General features: G+C 45.9%; 22 protein-coding genes and 4 pseudogenes. 14 read left to right on the top strand and 12 right to left on the bottom strand.

Annotated features, from left to right (window positions below; translation table 11 throughout):
- On the top strand, positions 1-323 hold a 323-nt coding region (locus tag MM194_RS20870; RefSeq protein WP_241344835.1), incomplete at its 5' end, for a calcium-binding protein.
- 309 nt (positions 324-632) lie between these two features.
- Here MM194_RS20870 and MM194_RS20865 read toward each other — a convergent pair.
- On the bottom strand, positions 633-1049 hold the full coding sequence (locus MM194_RS20865) for an SOS response-associated peptidase family protein (RefSeq protein WP_241344834.1): 417 nt from the start codon (positions 1047-1049) through the stop codon (positions 633-635).
- A gap of 215 nt (positions 1050-1264) precedes the next feature.
- On the opposite strand from MM194_RS20865, the gene MM194_RS20860 reads away from it, so the two are divergent.
- A complete protein-coding gene (locus MM194_RS20860) occupies positions 1265-1336 on the top strand; it encodes a DUF4113 domain-containing protein (RefSeq protein WP_347006514.1) in 72 nt (23 codons plus the stop codon).
- 108 nt (positions 1337-1444) lie between these two features.
- On the opposite strand, the gene MM194_RS20855 is transcribed toward MM194_RS20860, so the two are convergent.
- A complete protein-coding gene (locus MM194_RS20855) occupies positions 1445-1753 on the bottom strand; it encodes a helix-turn-helix transcriptional regulator (RefSeq protein ID WP_047440196.1) in 309 nt (102 codons plus the stop codon).
- 98 nt (positions 1754-1851) lie between these two features.
- Between MM194_RS20855 and MM194_RS20850 the strand changes: the two genes are divergently transcribed.
- Together MM194_RS20850 and MM194_RS20845 are read left to right on the top strand one after the other, a co-directional pair.
- On the top strand, positions 1852-2322 hold the full coding sequence (locus MM194_RS20850) for a hypothetical protein (protein ID WP_241344832.1): 471 nt from the start codon (positions 1852-1854) through the stop codon (positions 2320-2322).
- A gap of 208 nt (positions 2323-2530) precedes the next feature.
- Positions 2531-2806 carry a hypothetical protein gene (locus MM194_RS20845; protein WP_241344830.1) on the top strand — a complete coding sequence of 92 codons (276 nt, stop codon included), beginning with the start codon at positions 2531-2533 and terminating at the stop codon, positions 2804-2806.
- A 79-nt stretch (positions 2807-2885) separates the two neighbouring features.
- Here the strand turns inward: MM194_RS20845 and MM194_RS20840 are convergent, their stop codons facing one another.
- A complete protein-coding gene (locus tag MM194_RS20840) occupies positions 2886-3362 on the bottom strand; it encodes a permease (RefSeq protein ID WP_241344828.1) in 477 nt (158 codons plus the stop codon).
- 580 nt (positions 3363-3942) lie between these two features.
- Between MM194_RS20840 and MM194_RS20835 the strand changes: the two genes are divergently transcribed.
- The 4 genes from MM194_RS20835 (at position 3943) to MM194_RS20820 (ending at position 9272) form a co-directional block, all read left to right on the top strand.
- Positions 3943-4767, top strand: coding sequence for a class I SAM-dependent methyltransferase (locus MM194_RS20835; RefSeq protein ID WP_241344826.1), 825 nt, complete (start codon positions 3943-3945; stop codon positions 4765-4767).
- A gap of 1 nt (position 4768) precedes the next feature.
- Positions 4769-6478 (top strand): carbamoyltransferase C-terminal domain-containing protein, encoded by a 1710-nt coding sequence (locus tag MM194_RS20830; RefSeq protein WP_241344824.1) that lies wholly within the window; start codon positions 4769-4771, stop codon positions 6476-6478.
- Between the two features lie 65 nt (positions 6479-6543).
- Positions 6544-8061, top strand: a complete 1518-nt coding sequence (locus MM194_RS20825) for a hypothetical protein (protein ID WP_241344823.1) — start codon at positions 6544-6546, stop codon at positions 8059-8061.
- 2 nt (positions 8062-8063) lie between these two features.
- Positions 8064-9272, top strand: a complete 1209-nt coding sequence (locus MM194_RS20820) for a multidrug effflux MFS transporter (protein ID WP_241344821.1) — start codon at positions 8064-8066, stop codon at positions 9270-9272.
- Positions 9273-9409: 137 nt separating this feature from the next.
- On the opposite strand, the pseudogene MM194_RS20815 reads toward MM194_RS20820, so the two are convergent.
- A pseudogene (locus MM194_RS20815) lies at positions 9410-9565 on the bottom strand (IS4 family transposase); the annotation flags it as partial.
- Here MM194_RS20815 and MM194_RS20810 point away from each other — a divergent pair.
- On the top strand, positions 9546-9704 hold the full coding sequence (locus MM194_RS20810) for a glutathione synthetase (RefSeq protein ID WP_241344819.1): 159 nt from the start codon (positions 9546-9548) through the stop codon (positions 9702-9704). The pseudogene MM194_RS20815 and the gene MM194_RS20810 sit on opposite strands and share 20 nt — an antisense overlap.
- A 292-nt stretch (positions 9705-9996) precedes the next feature.
- Here MM194_RS20810 and MM194_RS20805 read toward each other — a convergent pair whose 3' ends face one another.
- Complete coding sequence (locus tag MM194_RS20805) at positions 9997-10446, bottom strand: antitoxin Xre/MbcA/ParS toxin-binding domain-containing protein (RefSeq protein WP_241344817.1); 450 nt, start codon at positions 10444-10446, stop codon at positions 9997-9999.
- Between the two features lie 189 nt (positions 10447-10635).
- Between MM194_RS20805 and MM194_RS20800 the strand changes: the two genes are divergently transcribed.
- Complete coding sequence (locus MM194_RS20800; RefSeq protein ID WP_241344815.1) at positions 10636-11745, top strand: Fic family protein; 1110 nt, start codon at positions 10636-10638, stop codon at positions 11743-11745.
- A 117-nt stretch (positions 11746-11862) separates the two neighbouring features.
- Here the strand turns inward: MM194_RS20800 and MM194_RS20795 are convergent, their stop codons facing one another.
- Both MM194_RS20795 and MM194_RS20790 read right to left on the bottom strand, forming a co-directional pair.
- Positions 11863-12531, bottom strand: coding sequence for a hypothetical protein (locus MM194_RS20795; RefSeq protein WP_241344813.1), 669 nt, complete (start codon positions 12529-12531; stop codon positions 11863-11865).
- A gap of 256 nt (positions 12532-12787) precedes the next feature.
- A pseudogene (locus MM194_RS20790) lies at positions 12788-13597 on the bottom strand (IS3 family transposase); the annotation flags it as partial.
- A 198-nt stretch (positions 13598-13795) separates the two neighbouring features.
- Here MM194_RS20790 and MM194_RS20785 point away from each other — a divergent pair.
- Genes MM194_RS20785 through MM194_RS20775 form a run of 3 tightly spaced genes read left to right on the top strand, consistent with a single transcriptional unit; the run spans position 13796 to position 17555 of the window.
- Positions 13796-15007, top strand: coding sequence for an ABC-three component system protein (locus MM194_RS20785; RefSeq protein WP_241344811.1), 1212 nt, complete (start codon positions 13796-13798; stop codon positions 15005-15007).
- Complete coding sequence (locus MM194_RS20780; protein WP_241344809.1) at positions 15004-15573, top strand: ABC-three component system middle component 4; 570 nt, start codon at positions 15004-15006, stop codon at positions 15571-15573. The genes MM194_RS20785 and MM194_RS20780 overlap by 4 nt, the downstream gene beginning before the upstream one ends.
- A 2-nt stretch (positions 15574-15575) precedes the next feature.
- The gene (locus MM194_RS20775) at positions 15576-17555 is read left to right on the top strand and encodes a hypothetical protein (protein ID WP_241344808.1); all 1980 of its coding nucleotides are present in this window, start codon (positions 15576-15578) and stop codon (positions 17553-17555) included.
- A 359-nt stretch (positions 17556-17914) separates the two neighbouring features.
- On the opposite strand, the pseudogene MM194_RS20770 reads toward MM194_RS20775, so the two are convergent.
- The 5 genes and pseudogenes from MM194_RS20770 to MM194_RS20750 all read right to left on the bottom strand — a co-directional run.
- A pseudogene (locus tag MM194_RS20770) lies at positions 17915-18028 on the bottom strand (transposase); the annotation flags it as partial.
- Between the two features lie 71 nt (positions 18029-18099).
- Complete coding sequence (locus MM194_RS20765; protein ID WP_241344807.1) at positions 18100-18561, bottom strand: hypothetical protein; 462 nt, start codon at positions 18559-18561, stop codon at positions 18100-18102.
- The gene (locus MM194_RS20760) at positions 18554-21013 is read right to left on the bottom strand and encodes a hypothetical protein (RefSeq protein WP_241344805.1); all 2460 of its coding nucleotides are present in this window, start codon (positions 21011-21013) and stop codon (positions 18554-18556) included. The genes MM194_RS20765 and MM194_RS20760 overlap by 8 nt, the downstream gene beginning before the upstream one ends.
- Positions 20997-22544: a hypothetical protein gene (locus tag MM194_RS20755; RefSeq protein ID WP_241344803.1), complete on the bottom strand. Its 1548-nt coding sequence runs from the start codon at positions 22542-22544 to the stop codon at positions 20997-20999. Before MM194_RS20755 ends, MM194_RS20760 begins: the two co-directional genes overlap by 17 nt.
- Positions 22541-23857: a hypothetical protein gene (locus MM194_RS20750; RefSeq protein ID WP_241344801.1), complete on the bottom strand. Its 1317-nt coding sequence runs from the start codon at positions 23855-23857 to the stop codon at positions 22541-22543. Before MM194_RS20750 ends, MM194_RS20755 begins: the two co-directional genes overlap by 4 nt.
- A gap of 138 nt (positions 23858-23995) precedes the next feature.
- On the opposite strand from MM194_RS20750, the pseudogene MM194_RS20745 reads away from it, so the two are divergent.
- Positions 23996-24412 (top strand): annotated as a pseudogene (locus MM194_RS20745) (DNA internalization-related competence protein ComEC/Rec2); the annotation flags it as partial.
- Positions 24413-24626 lie beyond the last annotated feature (214 nt).

Here is a 24626-nt window from a genome sequence, read left to right as displayed (position 1 = left end):
TTCTCCGGAATGGCAACCACATGGTGTTGTTGATAGGAGGGGATGCATCAGGAGATTCGATCACGATAGAGAATGCCTATACCGACGCACGATTCCGGATTGAGCAAGTGGTTCTGGCCGATGGAACAGAACTCCCCCCCCTGTCTATCCCTGAATATGTTGAACCTCAGGCTCAAACCGATTTACTTGTTCAAGCAATGAGCGTATTCGGAACTACTGAGCCTATTTCGGAGCTATCCATAGGATCAGTTAATAACAGTAGCTTTAATCAATCATTGGTAGCCAGTCATGTGTTACCTATTGAACGGGGTATTCATCAATAGATGACGCGTTTTATTTTAAGGGAGGATGCGTGAATCACATGAACATTCTCCTATTCTAATTTAAGAACAATTAATTCTGTTAACTAAAAATATCCGATGTATCACATCGGATATTTTTTATTGTTCTCTACAGTTACGATTCCTGTGTGATTGATAATTATTTTTTTTACCGTAAAAACAATATGATAAAAATTTTCAAACATCTCCGAGAAACTCTAACACCAAAATATTTCATATGTAGCTATCTGTTGTAGAAAACAATGCATCATTGTCCCAAGCGGTCGGGGAGTCAGTGCAGTAAGCTGTATGTCAGATAGATATCGGTGTACCCACCAATAACTCTGAGTCTTGCTGAACAAGGTAGGTTCGTGCTAACTCTGGGTCACGACAACTAAGCCAAGCGTCGTAATCCTGTTTTGCCACAATCACCAGACTCCGTTTCTCATCGCCAGGTTTGTGCATCCGTCGCAATAGCGGGTGGGTATCGGCGTTGATCGTGAGCTGGGAAAAGCTATAGGTGTGGCCCTGTTCTTCTTGCCAAGCTTGCCAGATCCCTTCGACCGCGAAGGGTTTGCCATCAGCCATGCTGATCCGCCAGCGCTCACACTTACCACTCTCATAGCAGGGCTCGAAGAATCCAAGCATCGGCACCAGACAGAAGTGGCCCTGTTGCCAGGCTCGTCTGTATGTTGGTTTGTCACCAACGGTTTCGGCTCTGGCATTCATTGTTGAATAGTGCTTACCACCGGGCGGGATGATGTTCGCTATATGAAGGGGGGGATCATGCTGACGGACTTCTCCCCGAAAGGCATGCAACAAGGAGATCTATTCGGCAACGAACAGCAGGATCCCCGTAGCGATGCACTCATGCAGATGATCGATAGGATTAACCAGGGGCAAAGGTCTACTTTGCATCCCGAGGCCGAGATACAAGCGAATGGATGATGAAACGCGAACAACTCAGCCCCCGCTATACCACCAGTATCAAAGAGATCCCGGTGGTGAAGGCATGAGCACAACCATGAAAGTTAACCTCCTCTCCTGGCTACAAACCACGATCAATGCGTTGCAAACTTCTGATGGTCAATCCGCAACATGAGCAGGTATCTTGCTTAGCGGTATCACCGTTTATTTTCACGTAGCTTAAAGAGAAGATCTAACTTTTCATCCTCATCAAGTTGCTCAAATAGACAAACCAATTCCGCACTAAGATCATCTTCGCAAAAAAAATAACTCAGCGGCTTTCCCAGTACATTGGCAAGTTTTCGCATTGTATCAATGTCTGGAACGTGGCGACCTCTCTCATAGTGATTCATGCGACCACTAGCAGAACTATCATCCATACCGGCCCTTACCCCAAGTTCCTTTTGGGATATACCTGCTTTTTTACGCGCCTGCTTGAGTCTCTCTGGGAATGGGTTTTTGTACAATGTTTGTTCATCACAAAGTTCTCATATGTATAGATTGTCTAAGTTTCACCTGTCTCTGTATACTTAGCAATCCTAAGTGTTGTGGTTGTGGAAATTTTATGCAGAATAAAAATGTTTACAAAATCAGTAACAAGTTTTATCAAGTTTTACTCAAAATGACAGGTCGAAAAACGAGCAGAAAAGAGCTGATACGATTGGCTATGGAGGTCAATGACTTGGCTGTGTATCAGGCATCAGGCTTGGTTGACCGCCATGTATATAGCTTGAAAAAACAGGATGCAGTGAAAGCTAATGGGCCAAAAAATAACCGGTATTATATTTTTTCAGATGATCTGCTGGGCAATTTACAAGCATCAATCAAAGGCGATAATTATGATCTAGCAAGTGAGTTGAGGTTTCTGGAAGAAGAGCTTCTGTTGACTCGTTATGAGTTACAAGCCTACCGCGAGATACTTGAAAAACTACCTCAAGAGAAGCAAAAAATTACTTGCTTGCATAAAAATGCATCAGAAAAAATCTACCGGTTGAATGGGAAGATTAGAGCGGTGAGTCAATTGGTGATGATGTAATAAAAGGTATAAATGAAAGAGGCATTTTATCGAAAAGAAGCATACCTGAGTCGGCCATAGCGCAAGAAGCGATGCCGCCAACGGAAGGCGGTGGTCAATAGATACTGTGTTCCCAGGCGGCTTATTGATTTGAATAAATTATGTGCGTTTTGTGCTGAACTACTAATGAAAATACCTGCTGTTACGGCAAAACGATAATGATGACCCGATGCAGAATCTTGTATTGAGGAAAGCAACGCATGAAGATATGGATGACATACTGCGTTTGCAAATAGCCGTGTTCAAGGGAGAGCAGGGGATCCCTGACGAACTGATCCCGATTCCAGCTGGAAAATCACCACAATGGTGGTGTGCAATTCTGAACGCCACAATTGTTGGTGCCGTTGCAGCCTGGAAAGAATGCGATGAAACTCATTGGGGGCGATTTGCAACAATGCAAAATTTCAGTTTCATTGTAGAAGGTACGTATTCCCACCATCCCTAAATAATTCCGCACAAGCACGACACGAATGTCCTCTTTTTTGTAAGTAAGGGCCTTCTGTTCCAGAAGGCCCTTTTGTCATTTATGAAAACAGCAGTTGGGTCAGGTAGCCCATCATGACGGCCATCCCCAGTATGACGGTGAGGAATGCCACGATCATGGGGGTTCTGAACATCGACTTGAGCAGGATCACCTCGGTAAGGCTGGCTCCCGCACTACCGATGATCAGAGCCATCACAGCCCCTATTCCCATCCCTTTACTCATCAGTACCGATGCAAGCGGGATAACAGCTTCTGCCCGGATATAGAGCGGAATACCCACGATGGCACTGAATAGAATAGCAAGGGGGTTATCTGCCCCAGCGTGGGCGGCGATCCACTCTGACGGAATAAACCCGTAGATAAATGACCCGATCAGTACCCCCAGCAGCAAGTAGGGCAACACCTCTTCAAATTGCTGCCAAGCATTGATGCGAGCTTTGGCGAAGGCAGTGGGGATCTCTGGCGCCTGGGTCAGCGCGGTGCCATCAGCGTAGCAAGAGAGCGCGGGTGTTGCCACTGGTTGTGGGGCGTAGCAGGATGCCGCAGCACTTATCCAGCTTCAAACGTGGGTCACCACGCTAACCGGAGTTGCTGTTCTACTTCATGGATTAAGGATTGCGGCACTGAATCGCCCCGGCTTCCCTAGACACTTGTGAGCAGTTCGAAATACTAATTTTCACGCTCTACTGGCGATAGCCCATTGTTGGGGGTTGGTTAATTTTCAAACAGACTAAAACAATAAATGTGATACACACCTAAAAATTGAGGATATTTCTTGCAAAGAAAGGTTCTCAGGAGGAGCCTGTCTCAACCGAGACCATTACTGGTGCGTGACTCAAAGGTACAACTACTTTACAAATGATACATCCTATATAGATCTGTCATTAAATTAGAATTATAAATCTACCTTTATAGCTAGGTATGCATCTGCCTATGCCTGAGAAGGCTTACGCATGGTATAAAATCACAAAAATTATTCGAAGGTGGTTGTAACTATAGACGCTCTAGATCGCATTCAATAAGTAATTTTCAAAAACACATTACTGATGGTGACATCCATGGTCGCCAAGTGTAACTATTCTTTTTAAGGAATGAACTTGATTACTGAATACGACACTAAAAACATATTGTTTTGGGATGAACTAGCGGATATCCATTCTGGGGTTTCAGACTATGATTTGAGCCACTTTCACCCCCATAAACACAATCTCCGTGAGATTGAATTAAATTTGCTTGGAGATATAGCAGGTAAAAAAGTATTACATCTTCAATGTCATGTTGGCTTTGATAGTTTTGCTCTGGAAATGCTTGGTGCAGAAGTAACAGCTATAGATTATTCTGCATCAGCGATTGAAATAGCTAACCGGATTAAAGATAGTTTTAACCTAAAAACGAATTTTCATTGTGCAAATGTATGTGATCTTAGTTCTCTTGATTTAGGTGAGTTTGATATTGTATTCACTTCTTATGGTGTGCTCGTTTGGTTGAGAGATTTGAAATCATGGGCCATTAGCATTGCAACACATTTAAAAGAAGATGGTCTATTTTGTATTGTAGATGAGCACCCTTTCGCTAGAGTCTTTAGTAACCCTAATAAAGATAACGTGAGATTCAATAGTGGCTATTTACATACATACGGTATGGGTGAACAACCTTTCAAAGCAAATTACAAATACTCTTATGCTTCTGATGAGAAAGAGTTAGATCACCAAGAACAGTACGTTTGGTCACACAGCATATCTGAGCTGATAAATAGTTTAGTTGGTGCTGGATTGAATGTTGTTGATTTTTCAGAGTATGAGAAAACTTTTTATAGGGCATTCTCAGACCTGGTTATTAATAATGATAAATGGTGGGTTTTTGAAGATGGTTCATATTCCATACCATTAACTTTTTCACTTTGTGCTAAGAAAAGAGGCTGATATGAAAGAATTTGTGCTTGGCGTTAATTTGCCTATGCTAGCTGATGGAACAATTACATTTGATGGAAACGTAGTTCTTGCAAGCAGAGATGAAGTGATTACTGCGGTTGCTGAGGAACGGGTTTCAAAAAATAAATATGATGGCCATGTTAGGCATGCCGTACAAGAAATCCTAGACCGAAATAAGTTAACTCTACGTGACATAAAGGCCGTTTCGGTTGTTAGCTTTGGTCAGTCAATGACAGATGAAAATACGCTATGTGAAAAATTAGAAACTGAGCTGAATAAGATATTTCATGATGCCTCTGATATCCATATTGTAAAGTCACACCATGAAGCCCATGCTTTAAGTGCTGTTAGCCAAGTATCGTCTGAGTTTGATAGAGCTCTGGTTGTTGTTGCGGATCATACTGGTAATATCATTGGCCACAGAACTGACAATGAGTGCTTAGAAAACAATGCAGCAGAGCAAACAAGTTATTACTTGTATGAGAACGGAACTTTAAGGCTAGTTGCACAAGATCATAGTCATCCAAGAGATCAGGGATATGGTCGATTTTATGGTGATGTTACCTGTTATCTTGGTTTTAACAGCTACCGTGAATCAGGTAAGACCATGGGGTTAGCCTCTTTTGGTGATCCTAGTGCTCTTGCCAAGTACAAGCCATTTGTTGAGTCTGAAACGGGTGAAATGATATCGGTATTACGCGACGTAGGCTATGTTGAAGATTGCACAAAAGATTTTAAATCATGGTTTAAGTCACTTGGACTAGATATTCCAGAACGACGAGCTAAAGATGGGTTAATTCGACCATTTGATATGAACTTGGCTGCATGGGCTCAAGACCAATTACAACTCTCCATCAGCAAAAGGATCCGTGGTTTACTGGATAAGTATAATCTAGATAAAGTCTGTGTGACTGGTGGTGTAGCCATGAACTCAGTGATGAACCGAGACATAGAAGAGCGACTCGGGGTTGATGTCTATGTACCTCCTTCACCTGGTGATGCCGGTTTGGCTTTAGGTGCGGCAGCTGAGTATTTCTCCAGACGTTATAACCAAGTTCCAAAGCTTAAATCATCACCTTATCTTGGCCCTGTCTATTCTGAGCAAGAGATCCATTCTGCAATTCAATCATGCCGAGATGAATTCGATGTTGTCGTAGTTGAGCATCCAGAACTTCATGCGGCTCAAGCTATATCTGAGGGTAAAGTTATTGGGTGGTTCCAAGGCCGCAGTGAGTATGGCCCTAGGGCCTTGGGTAATCGCAGCATCCTCGCGCTTCCACAAAACAGTTGGATGAAAGAGATTTTAAACTGTCAAATAAAATTACGTGAGTGGTTCCGACCATATGCTCCAGTAGTTTTAGAAGAGAAAGCAGAAATTTATTTTAATATGCTTTCTCCTGTCCCCTATATGATGAAAGTTGCGCCAGTTACAACTCAAGCCAAAATTGACATACCGGCATGTATTCATGCAGATGGGACATCTCGTCTTCAAACGGTCAATGAAGAATCTAATAAGAAATTCTATCACTTGATCCAAGAACTAGAACGTCTAACAGGCGTTCCAGTTGTCTTGAATACGAGTTTCAATCTAGCCGGGATGCCGATTGTGGAATCTCCAGATGATGCAATATCCTGTTTCAGGAAAGCTATAGGGATAGATTTCCTCGTTATAGAGAACTACCTGCTTAAGAAAAAAAATTAATTTTAATAAGGTGAGAGGTTTCTTAGGAAACCTCTACCACTACGGAACGAGCGCTGGTGTGATATATGAAAACTAATAATTGCATTAATCTACTTCTTATAGGATTTGGTCCGCACTCTAAAAGAATTTATTATCCCATACTTGAGTTATCTACTGATGATACATATTTAAACCTATGTGCAGCCGTCGAGTTGGAATCCTCTAGGGCATCAGTGGAAACTTTCCTTTCAGATAAACATCTTAGACCTGAAATGGTTTATGTAGATGATAATCAATGCCAATTCGAAAAACTACATGACTCTGTAGTAATAGCGCTTAATTCTATTGTTAAAAAATATGAAATAAACGGTGTTATTATTGCTACTGAGCCATTGGCACACCTCAGTTATGCAAAATGGGCATTAGAGTCCGGCCTTTCTATTTTGATGGACAAGCCTATTTCGTCTTATGAAGGAGTATCTACTTCTGTAGCAATGTCAAAAAAGATTGCCCAAGATTATTATGAGCTCAATGATATGTATCAACGTCAAAGAGCAACTCATCCAAATCTTGTTTTCTCATTAATGGCACAACGACGTTATCAAACGTCATTTAACCTCATTAAAGAACGCATTGATGAGTGTTTTAAAATAACAAATTGTCCAGTGACAAATGTTCAGACTTTCCATTCTGATGGCCAATGGCGAATGCCTACAGAAATCGTGGAGCAACATTATCACCCTTACAACCAGGGGTATGGTAAGTGCTCTCACAGTGGCTATCATTATTTCGATATCATACCATATGTTCTTGAATCAGGTTTGGGTGATAGCAAATGCTATGACAATGTTGATGTCTTCTCTCAGGCCGTTCGACCAGCTGATGTATTAGAACAGTTTAATCTTGACGATTATCGTCATTTGTTTGGTACGGATATATTCAATAAACATAATAAATATGAGAAAGATGATCTTGCTCGATATTTTAAAGAGTATGGAGAGATTGATTGTAACAGTAACATTGCCTTCAAGAAGGGAAAGCAGATCATAACATCTGTATCGGTTAACCTAACTCATAACGGCTATTCTCAAAGAAATTGGGTGACCGCCCAGGGACGGGATCTTTATAAAGGAAACGGCAGGGTATCTCACGAGTCTCACATTTTCCAACAAGGGCCATTTCAAACCATTCATTTTCACTCTTATAAGTCAGATGAATCTGCAAACGGTCAAGATAGGGTGGGTACAAAAGAACACTTGGAAATTTACATCTTCCGTAACCATAAGATGCTAGGAGGGAAACACGTCGAGCAATTCAATATTGATGACTTGATCTCGATGGAAGGAGGGCGGAAGGGCTTAGTTGGAAAATCTAAGGCGAAAGCTTTTTATGAGTTCATAGCAGGAATGCGAGGAGAAATTTCTGCGGAAAACATGCGTTCTGACTTCTCAAAGCATGAAGCAGGCTCTATTTTGATATCAGCAATCTACCAGTCAATATGTCACCGATTCTTGGGGCTTGATGCACTGATACAAAAGCCGTTGAATATGGATGGTCGACGAGAGCAACATAATCAGAATGATAAAACAATAATGGTCGCATAGCTATGAATAAAAAAGAGTGCTTATCATATAGAGATATCTGGCTGTTTCCTTTGGTTGCAATCGCCCCAATGGGTTTAGATATATGCATACCAGGGATGACAACAATAGCTGACAACCTCAACAGTTCTCTTGGGAGTGTGCAATGGATAATCAGTGGGTTTATCCTCTGCATGAGTCTTGGACAATTAATTTTTGGGCCGATGGTAGATCGTTATGGTTCACATCGTATATTTGTATTCGGATGTGGTTTATACTTCTGCGGTTCATTGGCTGTTTTCTTCTCCGACAGCATCTCTATACTAATTACTGTGCGTCTTTTACAAGGTTTGGGAGCTAGTGCAGTTGCTGTATCCATTTTTGCCAGTGTACCTATTTTATTTACGGGTAATACAATAGGACGGGTATATAGTTTATTCAATGGAGTGATAAGCCTTGTGCCTGTCATAGCGCCAATAATCGGTGGTGCTTTAATTCTAGGTTATGGATGGAAAGCTAGCTTCTATTTCTTGGCTGGCTTCATCTCGATATGTCTGGCCTTGGTTTTATCAAAACCGCTACCTTCCATAAAGAATAAAGATACTATCAATATAAAATCTATTATCTCTGGCTATGTGCAGGTCATGAAATACCCTAAATTCAGACTTGGGGCAATAGCGAGCAGCTTTGGCTTTGCTAGCCAATTGATTTTTTTCTCAAGCTCACCAATTGTAATCATTGATCGATTTGACATTCCAGTTAATGAATTTGGTTTTTATTTCGCCATCAATGCAGCAGCTATAACTTCTGGAAGCTTATTTGTTTCGTATTCTTTAGGAAAAGCAAAAGAAACCTCTATACTCCTAATGGGGGCCGGATGCCTGTGTATAGCTGCTGTCGGATTTATGATTTCAAGCTGGCTGTTAAAAGAGCATGTTCTAATCTGGAACTATATTATCCCTGCTACGATAGGTAGTTTTGGGTTCGCGTTACTTATGGGGGCAGGAGCATCAGTCGCTTTATCTTCATTTAAAACTCTATCTGGTACAGCTTCTGCATTAATTGCGGCAATACAAATGTCGTTTTCATCTCTGGTGGCTTGGATATGTATTCAGTTTTGGAGTTCTGACTGGTTAACTATGAGCATATGCTATTTTATGCTTTCTGTCGGGATTACAATGTCAGTGCTTGGGTTCTATCGACAGCCACGTTACGTGGCCGAATATAAGGAATGATTAGTTCTGTGTTTATAGGTTTGTCGAGTTGCCTTTTTATTACCCTGCAAGCAAAACGGCCTTATTTTAGGCCGTTTTTTTTCTTAACTAACTGCTGGTCTGAAAAACAACTACATCATTACCAAGAATAATGAATGTGAGATAGCCCGCTCAACCAGCGCCTTCATGAACTGCGCAAAGGTGGGTTTGAGCAATGGGTTGTGAAAGGGCTTATAGGCTACCTGATGGGCATCAGCCAGCTGCAAGGTATTGAAATGACCCTGTAATACCGCGATGGCATCAGTCTGGTCACAGGTCCGCGCAGTAGGGAATCCTGACAGTATTGAGCACTGTTATGCTGGATATCTTATTCGTAGCAAGTCAGCAGGATCGACAGAAGGAGGTGTTCACAGCGGGCAAGGCGTTCTTGACTCGCTGGTGTTCAGTGATTGAGAACTCTCAAGATGCTAGTTATAGCAATATTCTAAAATCTGCGCTGGTAATCCATGAGGTGTGATGATTTACAGCTAAAAAAGAAGGGGAGAATAGCCAAAGAATAAACTGGATCTATTCGCTGCAACGCAGCGGAATGTTGAATAATTTTTTGTTCTCATAATTAATAAGTGGACACTTTTTGAATCTTTCAAGTAGCTAAAATGGGGAAAAGCAAAATAAATATTTTTTGGTTGTTTTTTGTTCGGCTGAGTGTGGTCTTTAACCATGTTAACTGAGGGGGAAGGCTCGTTTAATACACCCCATGTTCGATTTGTCCTGCGAGATCAATAACAGCCTGGACTCCCGTCGCTGTACTCAATAAATCGACAGGTTTCTCGCCTCCCAGTCCCCTGGCTGGTCTGTTTAACCACGACGTGCATTTCTCTATATCTCCCTCATGCAGTGAGAGGGCTGCATCAAGCGCCAGTACAACACAGTAAACTCTGGCGCCCTGCTCAGTGGATAGAGGTGAACTAGCTGCGATCTTGCGAGCGAGCGTACTTTGGCTAATGCCAATCAAGGCACAAACCGCCCGAGCACTTTCTCCAATCAACCCAGCAAGCTTCGGGACGATGCTAGGTTCAACACCAGCCACAATCCACAGGTGTGCCTCCAGCGGGCCGTGAGGGATGCCCAGAGAGGTAATGACAGAGCTGACAGCAGTTACCCGAGTGCGAGGGTGATGAACGGCGTGAGGCATCGATAAGTGTTCCCTGCTCTGCAATTTCCATAAAGCTGCTCCTAGCATAACAGCAGACTTTTCAAAATGACGTTTATGATCGGTTCATCTCCGGTAGCCCCTATCAATGAGCATCATGTGTAATAATTGGCTCATCAAGTGAGCCAAATAAAGTGCATAATCGCCTCATTACATGGGGGAGTTCAGACGATGGGTTGGATTTGGCAACAAGCAGGCTGGCCAACATTTCATTGGCAGGATGAGGTTCTTCAACCACGCCTACGCTCACTTTATCGTCTGCTTGGCCTGCTGCTGGGGAGTTGTGCGATAGCCCCGATTCAAGAGCTAGATACTCTGGTTGCCAACATCATGGCCTCATCGGCCATCGAAGATGAAGTGCTCAATGCACAATCTGTTCGAGCGTCCCTAGCAATGCAGCTAGGGGTCAGCCAAGCCGAGCAATACCCTACAACTGAAAGGACTAATGGCTTGGCAGCTATGACAATGGACGCCATTGCTGAGCCTCACAAACCATTGTCGCTTGAGCGGCTTATACAGTGGCATAGGTTGCTATTCCCAGCATCACTTCCTGGAGGTAGCAGCATCAGTGGCGGCCAATTGCGTGACGATGGGCCGATGCAGGTCGTATCAGGGCGGTTCGACCAGCTCGTGGTTCATTTTGAGGCACCACCCCGAGCAGGTTTGGAGCTTGAACTACAAAACTTTATTGAGTGGTTTAACGAAAGTCGATTGAACCCAATTCTTGATCCGCTGCTTAGGGCTGCAATCAGCCATCTGTGGTTCGTGACGCTGCATCCTCTTGAAGATGGAAATGGCCGAATAGCACGAGCACTGACAGACTTGGCGTTAGCCCAGGCAGACCTGCACACCATCCGCCTATACGCCATGTCGGTCACCATATTTGAGCAGCGCGACAGGTATTATCAGCTTCTGGAGCAGACTCAAAGAGGAGGCTTAGATATCACACCTTGGTTAGTCTGGTTTCTTGAGACACTGGAAGCGGACTTGCAGCGTGCTATCTCTCAAGTGCAAGCTGACTTGAACAAGACTGTTTTTTGGCAACAACATCAGGCGATTCAACTATTACCTGAGCAAATATTGGCGCTGAACCATCTATTGGAAATCCGCGATCAAGATACCGTGAATACCATAAGCGCCAGTCAATATCAGATGCTGACCGGTGTAAGTAAGGCGACTGCAACACGTCACCTAGCTGATATGGTAACGAAAGGCTGCGTGGTCCCATTGCTGGGAGGTGGCCGAAGTTCGCGGTATCAAGTGGTGAAGTCTTTTGGATAGGACTTCTGCCGCCTCCCAATCCCCAATGAGGCTGGCATCTTTCCGAGAAATCACAGTCAGCATCCATCCCAGCCAAGGTCAGTTGGCTGAGGTTGGTAGGCTTGGGATTGCGATCCATTAATCATCCTTCGGCAGCAACCGAGATAGGCCCACTTGAGCCGGTAGTTCCCCGATGACCTCAATCTTCCAACCCGTCTGATTGGCCCGACACATGTGATAGTGGTGCGCGATGTTGGCCTGCGCTTGCACGGCGTGACGGGCTTTATCCAGGGCCTCTGTTGCATCGATGCCAATGCGGCTCAGCAATAGCTCAACGCGGGTTTCCAGTTGCCTGCATTCATGGGGGGAGAGCACCCCAGCCATCACCCTTGACGCCACGTAATAACGGGCGTCGTCTTGCGAAATAGGCTTCAAGACACCGCGAGCATGCGCGTTGGCAAGCGTGACTTCTTGGGCCATGTATTTGTGCATGAGATGACCCTCTTCGAGGCGCATGATCACCTCGTTGACGTTGTAGTGACTGTGCTCCTCCAGATAATCACGCACCAGGATCTTGTGGGCTAGCGCGATGAGATCAGCCCGCTCGATATCATTAGTGAGCCGGAGACGAAGTTCGGTTGCGCTGGCTAATTTGCCCATCGCGGCAGAAAGCAGACGACCGCGTTGCGCCTGACCGGGGGATTCATCGCGACCGGTAACGCCTGTTGGCAGGAATTTATCGGCTATCTCGCGGCTGACGGTGACGCGAATGCGACTATTTTCCACGGTGAGGGTTTGATGCGTCATGTTACTGCTCCAGAGACTGCCCGATGACCCGCCTGTTGTACGGAGGCCAGTTGAAAATTTAGCAAATACGATAAAGAGCTGAAAGTAGATTTATATGGCATTTATTGCCAAATTAGTTGCCCAAAAGGAACCGTGATGGTGTTATTCGGCATTCCTATTATGTTCCATATATGGAACTTAACGGCATAAAAAGGCTCTAGTGTCCCGATAGTGGAACATAACATGAGCATCTCCAATAGCGATCCTATTGTAGTGATCAACTAAATCCGGACACACAGTTAAGCCGTTTTTCGGCTTTAGCTGGAGGTATCCCATCATAGTGTTGATGTGGACGCCGCTAGTTGTAGTAATTCATCAGGTAGTAGCTGATATCCTGCTTCGCTTCCCGCAGGCTCATGTAGCCAGTGTCCGAAAGCCATTTCGTCTTCAAGCTCCTGAGCAACCGCTTCATCGGCGCATTGTTCCAGCAGTTGCCACGCTGTCCCATGCTCTGGGTCATGCGATAGCGCCACAGCTGTTGCCGAAACGCACGCTGCCATATTGACTGCCCTGGTCGGAGTGAGACCGCACGTCTGATGGGCAACCCCGCTGCTGATTCGCCATCCCAAGCGCCTTTACAGCCAGCTCTGCATCAGGCTTGTCAGACATCGCCCAGTCCACAACCCGCCGGGCATGGAGGTTGAGCACGACAGCTGGGTAATACCATCGGCCATCCGCCCAGATGTAGGTGATATCGCCACTCCACACCTAGTTGGAATTCTGGGCATCAAACTCACGAGCCAGCAGATTGGATATAACCGGCCGCTCAGATTGTGCAATCTTATACCGATGTGTACCGGGATGTTTTGATGCCAACCTGGCTTCCTTCATCAGGTTACGAATTTTGAATCGGCCAATCTGATGCTCCACGCCGCATCATCGACATCAAGGTCCGAGCCCCAGCTCTCTTTAAACAAACGGCGCAATTCGCTGCGTTGCTGTATCCGCTCACGATTGATCCTCCGCTTGCGAACGATAAAGTCGTGAAAAAACAGGATGTTGTCACATCGGAAGTGCAGCAGGGTAAGGCGGTGGGGATGTGCTTCACATAGCCCCAAGCAGGAACTTCACACAGAAGTAAATTTAATAACTGGCGTAGATGGGTTCTGGACAGTGCATAACTATTACAGTTGAAATGAGACTTGGACGATGGTTTAAAACAAAATATTGTAGCATTATGTAGAAACACGGCTCAGCAGCGACATAGCAGGAAGAGATAGATTAAATGAGCATGATTGTATGGGAAAAAAAAGAGAACAAGCCGAATGCAATTCTCTTTGTACATGGCCTGAAAGGTGGTCAAGAAACTTGGTCTTATAGTGAAAATATCACATTCCCTAAACTTTTGGCTTCTGACCCTCAACTAGCAGATCGCTTTGATATTGGTTGCTTTAACTACTTCACTACATTCACCAATACGTATGGCGTTTCAAAAAGCCTTTTTTCGCGTTTGTTCGGCTCAATGAAAAAAGTCAGAAAAAATCTTCCTATAACAGAGATTGCTGAATTACTTAGAACAGAATTTTATGTCAATCTGAATGAGTACGAAAGAGTAATAATTATTGCACATAGCATGGGTGGCCTTGTCTCAAAAGCATGTATTCTAAATCACCTTGAAGAAACACAAGGTACCGTTGTTAAGGGGTTTATATCACTGGCAGTGCCCCATTCTGGTGCAAAAATAGCAAGCATGGGATCATTTATATCTTCTAATGTCCAACTCGCAGACTTGAGTGTATTAAGTGATGCAATATATAAATTTAGTAATGATTGGGTTAATGCAACCAACCCTCCTCCGACAAAGTATGTATATGGAACAAATGACCCATATGTAGAAAAGAAGAGCGCTCTTGCAATTGAAAGCAATAGAGCAAACTCAACGGCTGTCGAAGAAAATCATTCTAGTATTTGTAAACCAAAAGATAACAATGAAACTGTTTATAGATTGGTGGTGAAATATATATTGGAATTTGAGTCAATATGTAAGGAGCCGCTGATTGTTCAGGATTTTCAAGATCAACAGCAATATGATGATCATTTTTTTGTGTTGAAAATGGTGATAGCAGATGTTCATCACGCGATAACTGGGCATGCCAAAGGTTATTTCTTCAATGCAGAGGAAGCTCGAAAGTTATTCACTAGCGACCATGATAAAAAACTACTAGGTGTCCTGTATAACAAAATAAATGAAATTTATCGCCAAGAATATGAACATCATATTGCTCATAAAACTACGCCAGACCAGTTTGTGCAAAGCGTACATGCTGGGATAATGAAGGAAGATAGCGGATATCTAAAATGTATACTAACAGAACTTGATAGCGTACATAAAAAAGGGATGATTCATCAACTTGCTAACAAGTGTGATACTTCCATTGTCTGGTCATCCAACACAACGATGGATGATATAATCGCTAAAAAAGGCGATGCAATATGAACCAACCGCCACTTCCTTATCTTCTTATCGATGATGACTTCTCACTCAATCTCTCGCTAGTTGTGATGATAATTAAAAGGCATAGCCTATCATCCAAAAAAAAAGCAATTCTCGATTTTGAAAAACTACAAATATTTCTCTATCTGACGAAGAACCCATCGAAAATCAACCCAATACTGAGCCTTGCTGGGAAAAAAAACGCATCAATAAGCTCTCAATATACATACACAATAGAGAGCTTGTCGACAAATGTAGATATGTTGTTTGACCGTTCCAAACTTAGAATTCTGCTTAAAGAGTTAGCGGCGAGAGGATTTCTTACTTGTGAGTTTGATAGTAAAGATGGAGCGCTTAAATATCTGTTAAGTAATAATGGAGAGCTATTCTTTCAGAACATCTACAATAAAGAATTGGCAACTGAAAATGAGAGTGAAATCACATTTAATTCAATAACACAAAACTACTTCCATGCTTCCATGGAAGCGATAGATAGCTTGTCCGCCCTCCAATCGCAAACTAATAGCAAGCTAAATTATTATCTTAGTAATATCTTTAGAAGGAATTGAGATTGAAACCTTATATCAATATCAGCTACCTTAAACTTGTTGGTAATCGAAAGACTTACTCTATTCCATTCTATCCAGGTGTAAATATTATTTATGGGGACTCCGATACTGGGAAATCCAGTATTTTGGAATTCATAAATTATCTACTCGGGGCTAGCAATATTGAATTAGCTGATGAAGTTAAGTCATCTGTAGAATATGCGGCTCTAGAATTGGAAATTAACAATGTTAAATACACATTCAAGCGTGATATTTATAATCATAGCGCTTTTGTAGAAGTCTATCCCTGTGAGTTTGAAAATTGTAAAAACTTCTTCCCCAAAAAATATGCCCCTAACTATACTAACAGCAACGCTCCAGATGGATTCTTCTCCGATTTCTTACTAGATTGCTTAGGATTTCCAAAAGTAAAAATCAAAGTTTCACCATCGAAAGTGGACTCGGAAGTTAAACGGCTCAGCTTTCGGAACATATTCAAATATGTGTATGTCAATCAAGATGATGTTGGCAGCAAGGGCTTTTTAGATTTAAACAATTGGGTTCAAGCTACCAGTAATAGGGAAGTCCTTAAATATATATTTAATGTACTGGATTCTACTATAACAGAGCTCGAAGTACAGATAGCTGAGAGTACAAAGCAAAGTAGATCTTTGTTACATAAATATACTTCTGTATCGGAGTTTCTGAGAGAAACAGACTACGATAGCAGGGACGTTCTTGATGATTCAATAACAAAAATAGACTTAATAATCAGTGAGTTAGAGAATGAGTTGGCTAGGGTTAACCATGATATGATGGCTGGTTCAAAACAACACTCAGAGCTTAAGTCGATATTTAACGAACTATCTCTTAGCGAAAAGCGTGTTGCGAAAGATATAATTAAAACCCGTGAGCAGATAGAAAAATATTCTCGCTTGAAAAATGACTATCAAAATGACATTGCTAAAATAAATAGTATTATTCATGCACAAACAAGAATCGGTGAAGTGGAAATAACTTCCAATCCATGTCCAGTCTGTGAAAAACCACTAGAGTCAAGTAAATTTACAGATAAGTTTCAGCATACAGATAGAAATTATTTAGTCGAAGAGCTTAATTCAATTCAAAAAAAGAAAAAAAGCATACAGTCACTAATAGATGAATTGTCCACTAAATCTAGGATTTTAACTCAAGAACAGGCCGATTTTAACGCTGATTTAAGTCGAGCTAGAGAAATGCTAGATACAGAAAGTAAAGCTATGATCACGCCCTACCTTACCCAGCGCGATACTTTAGTTAAAGAAATTGCTTCAAATAGGCAAAGTCGTTCCCAGCTTGTTACAAATATTCGAGTGAGGAATCAACAGCAAAAAATTCATGATAGCTATGAGAATATAAATGCAGCAATTAAACTGCTGCAAGATAGATTAAGTGAACTCAAGGAAACTGCACCTAGCATACAAGACGTTTTAGAAAAACTGGCAGATTATCTAAAAAAATACCTAAAGAGCGTGAATATAAAGCGCCAGGAGGGCATAAGTATCAGTCCTCGGAGTTTTGCCCCGGTAATAAGAAATCGCGATTACCTGAACATTACCTCTGGAGGGCTAAGAACAATAGCATCTGTGGGGTTCATGATCGCACTACTCGAATATGCGATAGATGCTGAAATAAATCATCCAAGGTTGTTGATGATTGATACCGTAGGCAAGTATTTAGGTAAAGTAACCAAGCAAAAATATCAAGACCAGACTAATACATCTGATGATTTGCAAGAAGGTATTTCCGATCCGATGAAATATCAGAATATTTATGAGTACATACTCAGTGTAGCCACTCGGGCAGAAGCGAAGGGCTCTCCATGCCAGATCATTCTGGTTGACAATGACGTTCCTGATACTTTTATAAATCGATACAAGGCTTACATTGTCGCTCATTATAGCTCTACTGGCGACGGAGGTTTAGAGGTAGGTTTGATAGATGATGTTGGAGTCATCCATTAGCCTCAATATAACTTATAAAGTGTACAGCTTTGTTATCAACTGACACCGGATTCAAGCCGGTGTCTTGTTAACGCTAATTAAAGCGCTCTATCAAAACAACGGTGCTAGGGAAAAACCTCCACATACTCGTGGGAGCCCTAGTATCTGAGACCTTTGTTAGGCAACCACTAGTAACTCCCTTTGCTGTACTGCTGCCAGGGCAGAGGTTTTGACTATCCCTATCAAGAAGCTAAATGTGCAAAAATTGGCTCACATTATGAGATCCAATCAGCTCATTGACAGGGAGGTAAGAAAATGAGTTGGATTTGGCCGCAACAGAATTGGCCAAGATTTAATTGTCAAGAGGCGACGTTACAACCTCGAATCAAGGCATTAAGACTGTGGCTTGAAACACCCAGTCGCTCAGCGAACTCTGCCACTGGGGAATTGCGCTCAGTCACCTGCTTGACGGCGGCCAGTTTGAATTCTTCCGTGGCTTGCTAATAACACCTCCTAAATGACCTCAGTTTAAGGCTCTTGAAGTGTCTAGGTAAGTAGGGGCGATTCATTGCTTCGTCTCGTAAAACGCATCAAGCAGCTTGCGCAGGTCGATTTCCCTGCTTGTGGTATTGAGGAAGACATCTAATTTATCAACCTGCTGCGCTCTGACCGATTCCAATTCTTCCCGAAGCGCCAGGTTTTTTGCTTCCAATTCACCAATCTTCTTTTGAAGGACGGAACGCGCCGCCGTCTTGTATTTAGGCGCAGTGTCGTTGTGCATCCGGCGTTGAATGTTCTTGGCTTCACTGAACGCCTCGGAAATGAGTTTGCGGCCTCTCCATTCCTTCTGGCTGAGCATCTGCCGGTTGAACGCATGACCGAACTTTTTCTTCGAGTGGGTCATGACGTTTTCCCAGGTGACTGGTATCTGAGAATCCGGGAATAGTGAGACCATTTTCGCGATCCTCCGTGCCAGTTCCTCAGTCAGGATCTCCTTGCGCCCCAGCTTGCTAGCAGGCTCACTCATCTGTGGCGCCCTCACTATCATCATATTTGTCAGTATCGTCATCGGGGGCGATCAGGGATCGTTCATCCTTTAGGCCCCGCGCCGTCGGGGCAAACTGCGGATACTTCTCAACCATGGCAAGCCGCTCCTGCTCGATCCGTTCATGGCCTCCGTGGGCATCCAGCGCCCGCTCCACTCCTGGAGCGGCATGATGTGTCGGGTTGTGGTATTTCATCAAGGCTCCATTGGTGTATATCGGATTGTCCAGTCTCTCTACATAGCCCGTTGCCACAAAGCCTTCGTGGAGCATATTCTTGAGCACGGTGTCTTTGACCAGGTGCTTGATCTCGTGGAAGCGTGCGATCAACTCGTCCGTCATTTGCGCAGGGGTCAGCCCGCGTTCGACCAGATGATAAATGTGCTGAGTCAGGGTTTCTTGGTCGTCTGCAATCTCGCGGCCATGGATGATCACCATCTGTTCCAGGACGTTCAGAATGGCGGCATGCAACTCGCTTGCACGTGCCCTCGTCCGGTCATTGGTTGGGATATGGCCTTTGACCAGATAATTGTTGTTGCAGGGCAGGCAAGAGGTATAGGCGCGGCAGGGTTTTTCGTGGTGCTGATGGGAGCAAACGCCATACCACGAAGGGGAAAGGATGATGATCTGTTCGCCCGTCCTGGCGATGGGACGGTCTTCGGTAGCAACAGATATGGCATCCATGGTCGTCCCGCTAATCCCGGCGTCGTGAACGGTCACAATATCGATCTTTGGCCCATATTCGTCTTCCAGCTTGCGACAGGATGTCAGCCCGTTCGAGAGTTCGGTCAACTCCACGGGTTCGGGTAAGGCGCTCGCCTCTGCCTTGGTTTTCGCTGAGCGGAAGTCGTAGTGCCAGAGCTGTGCAACGCTGAGCCGGTTGGCCCACTTGTTGATGAGCACGTCGGAGAGCTTTTCGCCGTAAGTCAGGGCCATAGTCGTCAGCCAGCGGCGCGGGTCATGGGTGTTGATTTCTGCGAACTGCGTGACCCCGTTGACGGGCATCATGATCTCAAGCTTTTCGAAAAGAGTGGGCGGATTCCGACGCTGTTGCACTGATTTAGTTTGCTTCAATCGGAGCTTGAGGAGCGTGTATTTGACTGCGCCGGGCAGGTAGGGGGATTCATTATGGTCGAAGAGGAACAGCATCTTCGTCAGATCGCCCTTGTAGTGATTTATCATCGTTACCTTTTGGCAAGACTCCAACTCAGTGCGGACGTTGGCCAGCAGGAGCGGCTCGATGTCATCCCAGCGAGCGGCGTCGACTTCTGCATGGCGGGACACTCTTCCGATTTTATTGATGGAATACGGATTTGGTACTTTGAAGCGCTTGGTGCCGAGTGTTGCCAACAAGCGGTGAGCCCTATCGTATGATTGCTTGTCACTCGAATCTGACAGGGCCATGATGTTTCCAAGCGTGCGTGCCGTGAGATTGGTGCCGCGCAGATGCTCCAGTTCGGGAGGCAGGTAGATTCGGTCGGGGTGCTGTTGGTACCACTGGACGAGCATTCGGGAGCGTTTGCCATGTGCCAGGATGATCTTCTGGCAATAGTGGAAGAAGTCGATCATGAAGTTGAGCACGGGCTTGGCGCTCCACTGCGCTCCCTTGCTGCCCTTCATGGTGATGAGCAGCATTTGGTGCGCCGTGTACAGCGTGTCAGTTTCCCTGTTCGGCGCACATCGCGCGTAGTCATCGACGCTCACATGATCGTCAATGCTCAGGCACAGAATTTCATTGATGCGGGAGGGGGCGCACATTGCCAATCCCATCGCCGCGATGGCGACCTGATCCCCGGCTGACAGGCGTGCATCGTTGGCGAACAGGGCGTTGAACGCCTCATTGAGCGCCTCAATCTTTCGGTCGAGCACTACGGCCTTGGACTGCCGAAATTGTTTCAGGTTGGAATCTCGCAGCGCCAACAACTTGGCGCGGGTTTCCTGCTTCATGCTGTATTGCAGGTGAGGTACGATGCCTTTGGCCGCGAGCGTATCCAAGGTTCGGCGGAGTTCGTCTAGCCCTGTCAATGCTTCATGAGCAGAACCCGGATTGCTGCGGACGCGCTGGAGTAAGGTTGTTTCAATGGATTGCAAGGCGGCATGATCGAGGTCAAACAGGCTGTCTACAGGGGCCAACCGAAGCAGGCGTAATTTTGCCGCGTGCCTTGCTATGACCTTGATCTTCTCCCCGAGTACGGTTTCCGCAACAAGGCAACGCAACGCCTCGGCATAACTTGGGTGCTTGTCGGCAAAGTCGGCCAGAGTCGTGGTGAAGATAAAGTCGGGGGAGTCGGTTACGGTGACGCCTTTCAGGGGCCAGCGTTCGGCATCAAACTGGATTGTGGGATACCTCTGCGCCATGCGCTGTCGACAATCGGCCTGCCATTTCTTGAGCGCCTGTTCGCACCGGAGACGGTCGAGGTCAACGGGTCGGTTCATGGCCTGTCTCCCTTTGGGCGAGGGTGATTTGATACAGGTTAGCCGCAGCTACGACCAGCATAATGTAGTGTTTGACCGCCTTGAACTGGTTGGCAAGCTCCCGAAAAGGCAGGCCACCGCCTTCATATTTGCTTATCTCGGACTCTGCAAAACGGAGGTTGATGCTGTGGTCGGCATCGAAGCAGGGCGTGAAGCGAGGGCAGGAGTAACAGGCAAGTGGGGCATATTCGCAGGCATTTGTCTTGCCGCATTCACCAGTGAGTTCACGGCGTCCAGTCGCCAGTTCAATGCTACTGATGGCTTTTTCCGGAGCCATCGGGTCGTTCTTCGAGCGAAATGCCGGGAAGTGAGTGTCAAAGGCTGGTTCAATCGCCTCGCTCAACGCATCGATCAGGCCTTGAAAGGCGATATCAACGTAACGCAGGCAGGTATCGAGAGTGGCGTGCTTGAGCACTGCTGCGATGGTCGCCGCCGAGCAGCCAGCCACGGCGAGCTGTGTACCAACCGTATGTCGCAGACCGTTGAAATCGAAACTGATCGATTTATGTAATTTCCGGATCGGGTACAGGTAGTCGTGATAGAGAGTAAATATAGTTGCTTCGCCGAAATTCGCTTGGGCGTGGCTCTCTACCCAGCGACCATCTGAATCAACCCTGCGTGCCGGAAACAGAGCCAGCTTGCCGATGTCATCGTTGGCCACCAAGTGGCCCCAGGTCTTGATGATCTGGATTCGTTGCGCTTCGAGCAATTCCCCTACGATGCTATCGAGCTGGTAGGTGATCTTTTTGAGGTTCTTGGCGCTGACGCCAGTTTTTTTGGGAACGACCCACAAGACGTAGGTCTTTACCTGCGTTTCGGGGTCAACGTCGATTTGCAGATCGGCCAGCGTAAGACACAGATAGCTGGACGGCCTGCAATAGACATGAAAAGCCAAATGCAGGAAGGCGAAATGCCCGATGTCGATATCGCCACTCTCGTAGGCATCTTCGGCTCGGCGCAGGATATCCACTTGTACGGCGCGCGAGAGCGATTTGGTAAGGATAGAGTCGATTTTGTTTCCACTAAAGCCCTTGATGGGCGTCCTTATAGGGAAGTCCTCGGGGACGAGGTTTGGGGCAAACAGCGGTGATCCACGGTTTTCGGAGTACAGTTGCCGGAAACCCCAGAGGTAATTAATGGAGACATCCTGATGTATCGTTCGCAGGTTGAGTAGAAAGGCGTGGTCGATATGAGTGACTCGGGGAACGTCTGCCCGTTGTGTCTGGACTTTACGCAGAAGGTTTAGAATTTGACCGATTTCTGTTTTTATCGACGTGAGCGTAATGCGATTTCGGCGTGCGATCATCATGTCCTTCAAAGTCAGGAGGAAGGCGTCCTCGTAGCCCGCGCACAGTTTGCTCAGGTCGAACGATACAGTCTGCGTTCGCTGATCATTTTTTGGGCCGGTGGTCTCACTCATCTTCCACTCGAGCGGAACCGCATCATCCCATTCCGCAACCGTGCTGCCGATCACTTGCTGCACTACGCTCATGGGTCAGCACTTCCCTTTTGTTTGACATCGGCAATCAATTGATTGTAATACTCTTTCAGCTCCATATTGGCTTGCTCGCTCAAGGCGCGAGCAGCATAGCGTTGCGGCTGGTTGCTATGCAGCGTCCAGCCAAATCGACTTTTCATCTTGTCCAGTGTTCCACTGTCGGTGCCTTTCAGTTCAATAAAGAGACTGGCAGCTGAATGGCGCAAGACGTAAGCGTAAAAGTCGTACTGCTTCTCGCCCTTGAAATAGGGGTCGTTACCGACATCCAGCAATCCTAACCGAGCGAGCTGCTTACCGATCCGATTAAACATGGCTGTCAGCGTGGCGCGGTGCTTGATTGGCTGCCCCTTTTCATTCAAAAAGAGAAAAGAGAGGCTTCGGTTCTTTAAATGCTTGGCAAGGACTGGGTCGCGTTCTTTAACGAGGTAGTCGGTGATGGCGGTGACGGTAAACGGCCATAGCGTGATCATCGTCTCGGAGGCGTAACTTACCTTCTTGCTGCCAGCCCCTTTCAGAACCGGTGTTCCCGTCTTTGGCTGGCTAGGTCGTTTCTTTGTGTTGTCCTTGAGAACAAGGTGGCCACTGTCAGGACGGAAATCTTCACGCGTGAGGTTGCCAAGGGCGCCTGGGCGCAAGCCTTCGCATGCAAGCAAAAACATGGCCCTGTCTCGATAGAAGGTAGCCGAGGGCTTGCCCCCCTCCGTCATAAACAGCGTCAACGGCTCCAAGACGATGGCACGGATAATTTGTAGGAAGCGATGAGATGGAAGACTCTGAATTGTCAGGTAATGGTTCTGTTTGGTACCAGCAACCTCACTCTTCAACTGTTCCTGCGTCTCGTCATAGGCGGTGAGCAACTGACTACGTAAGGTGTCGGACTGGATGTGCTTGTCCAAAATAATTTTCCGATAAAAACCCAGGTAACTGGCGATGTGATGGAGGCGCTTTGCGGCCGTGTTTGCCTCAAGCGCGCCACGCATGTCTTCGGGCGGAGTATCTGCTTTGGCGCTGGTGATCAACACGACCTTGGTATCGGATAGCCCCTCTATTTCGCTCAGCGGTCGGTAGCAAAGCCCAGCGAGACTCTTTATCTCGTCGTAAGTCAGGCAGCGCTTCTCCAGCATGCGGACGGTCAACTCAATACCGTGAGCCACAAAAAAACGTTGCAGAATGCGCAGCGATTGGCTCACCAGTTCCCGAGTGTTTGGGTTGTCGAATTCGTCGGTGAGAAACTTGCTGAACGGGTAATGAATCGTTCCATCGTCGTGCAGCAGGAGGCAGTTCCTTTTGGCGCTAAATTGACGCATATAGATAACTATTTTTATCTGGTATGAAACCAAAGTTTAGCGTAAACAAAAAAAGACAAGCGATTTCTCGCATGTCTTTTGTGGAATTTTTCTACAACTAGGGTTGTAGAGTTTTTTTACGCCAGCCCTAGAATTTCATCATCTGATGGCTGCGTGGTGCAAATACGTGATGGCCGGCAGCGCATCCTGCTCAGCGGTGACATAGAGCGGGAGGCGGAGCGCCGGCTGCTTGAACTGGAGGGTAACGGGCTCGCCAGTACTCTGCTGGTGAGCCCCCACCACGGTAGCCGCACTTCTTCGACGCCGGGGTTCGTGGCGGCGGTCAATCCGGCATTGGTGGTGCACAGCGCGGGCTTCATGAACCAGTGGCAGTTTCCCCGTCCCGAGGTGGTGGCGAGATATGCGGCCGCGCGGCAGTGGGTGACCGGCCTGGATGGAGCCGTGCTGGTCGAGCCCGGTGATGCCGGGCTAAAGATCCGGGCCGAGCGTGAGCAGGGACCCTGGTATAGACGCGGCGGCGCCTGGTGGCAGCCCCGGCTGTGGCGAGAGGAATAAGCCGTCATTTCCCATCTGTTTGCCCGAGGTGGCTGGACATGACGGAAATTTAGTCTGATGGGCACGTCGGGTTCATGGTATCCGCATGGCGGCGCCTGGTGGCAGCCCCGGCTGTGGCGAGAGGAATAAGCCGTCATTTCCCATCTGTTTGCCCGAGGTGGCTGGACATGACGGAAATTTAGTCTGATGGGCACGTCGGGTTCATGGTATCCGC

The sequence above is a fragment of the Aeromonas sp. MR16 genome (genome assembly GCF_022549315.1).
Taxonomy (GTDB): Bacteria; Pseudomonadota; Gammaproteobacteria; order Enterobacterales; family Aeromonadaceae; genus Aeromonas; species Aeromonas aquatica.
The sequence above is the reverse complement of the archived record's forward strand: the minus strand, read 5'-3'. Positions and strand labels throughout refer to the sequence as shown.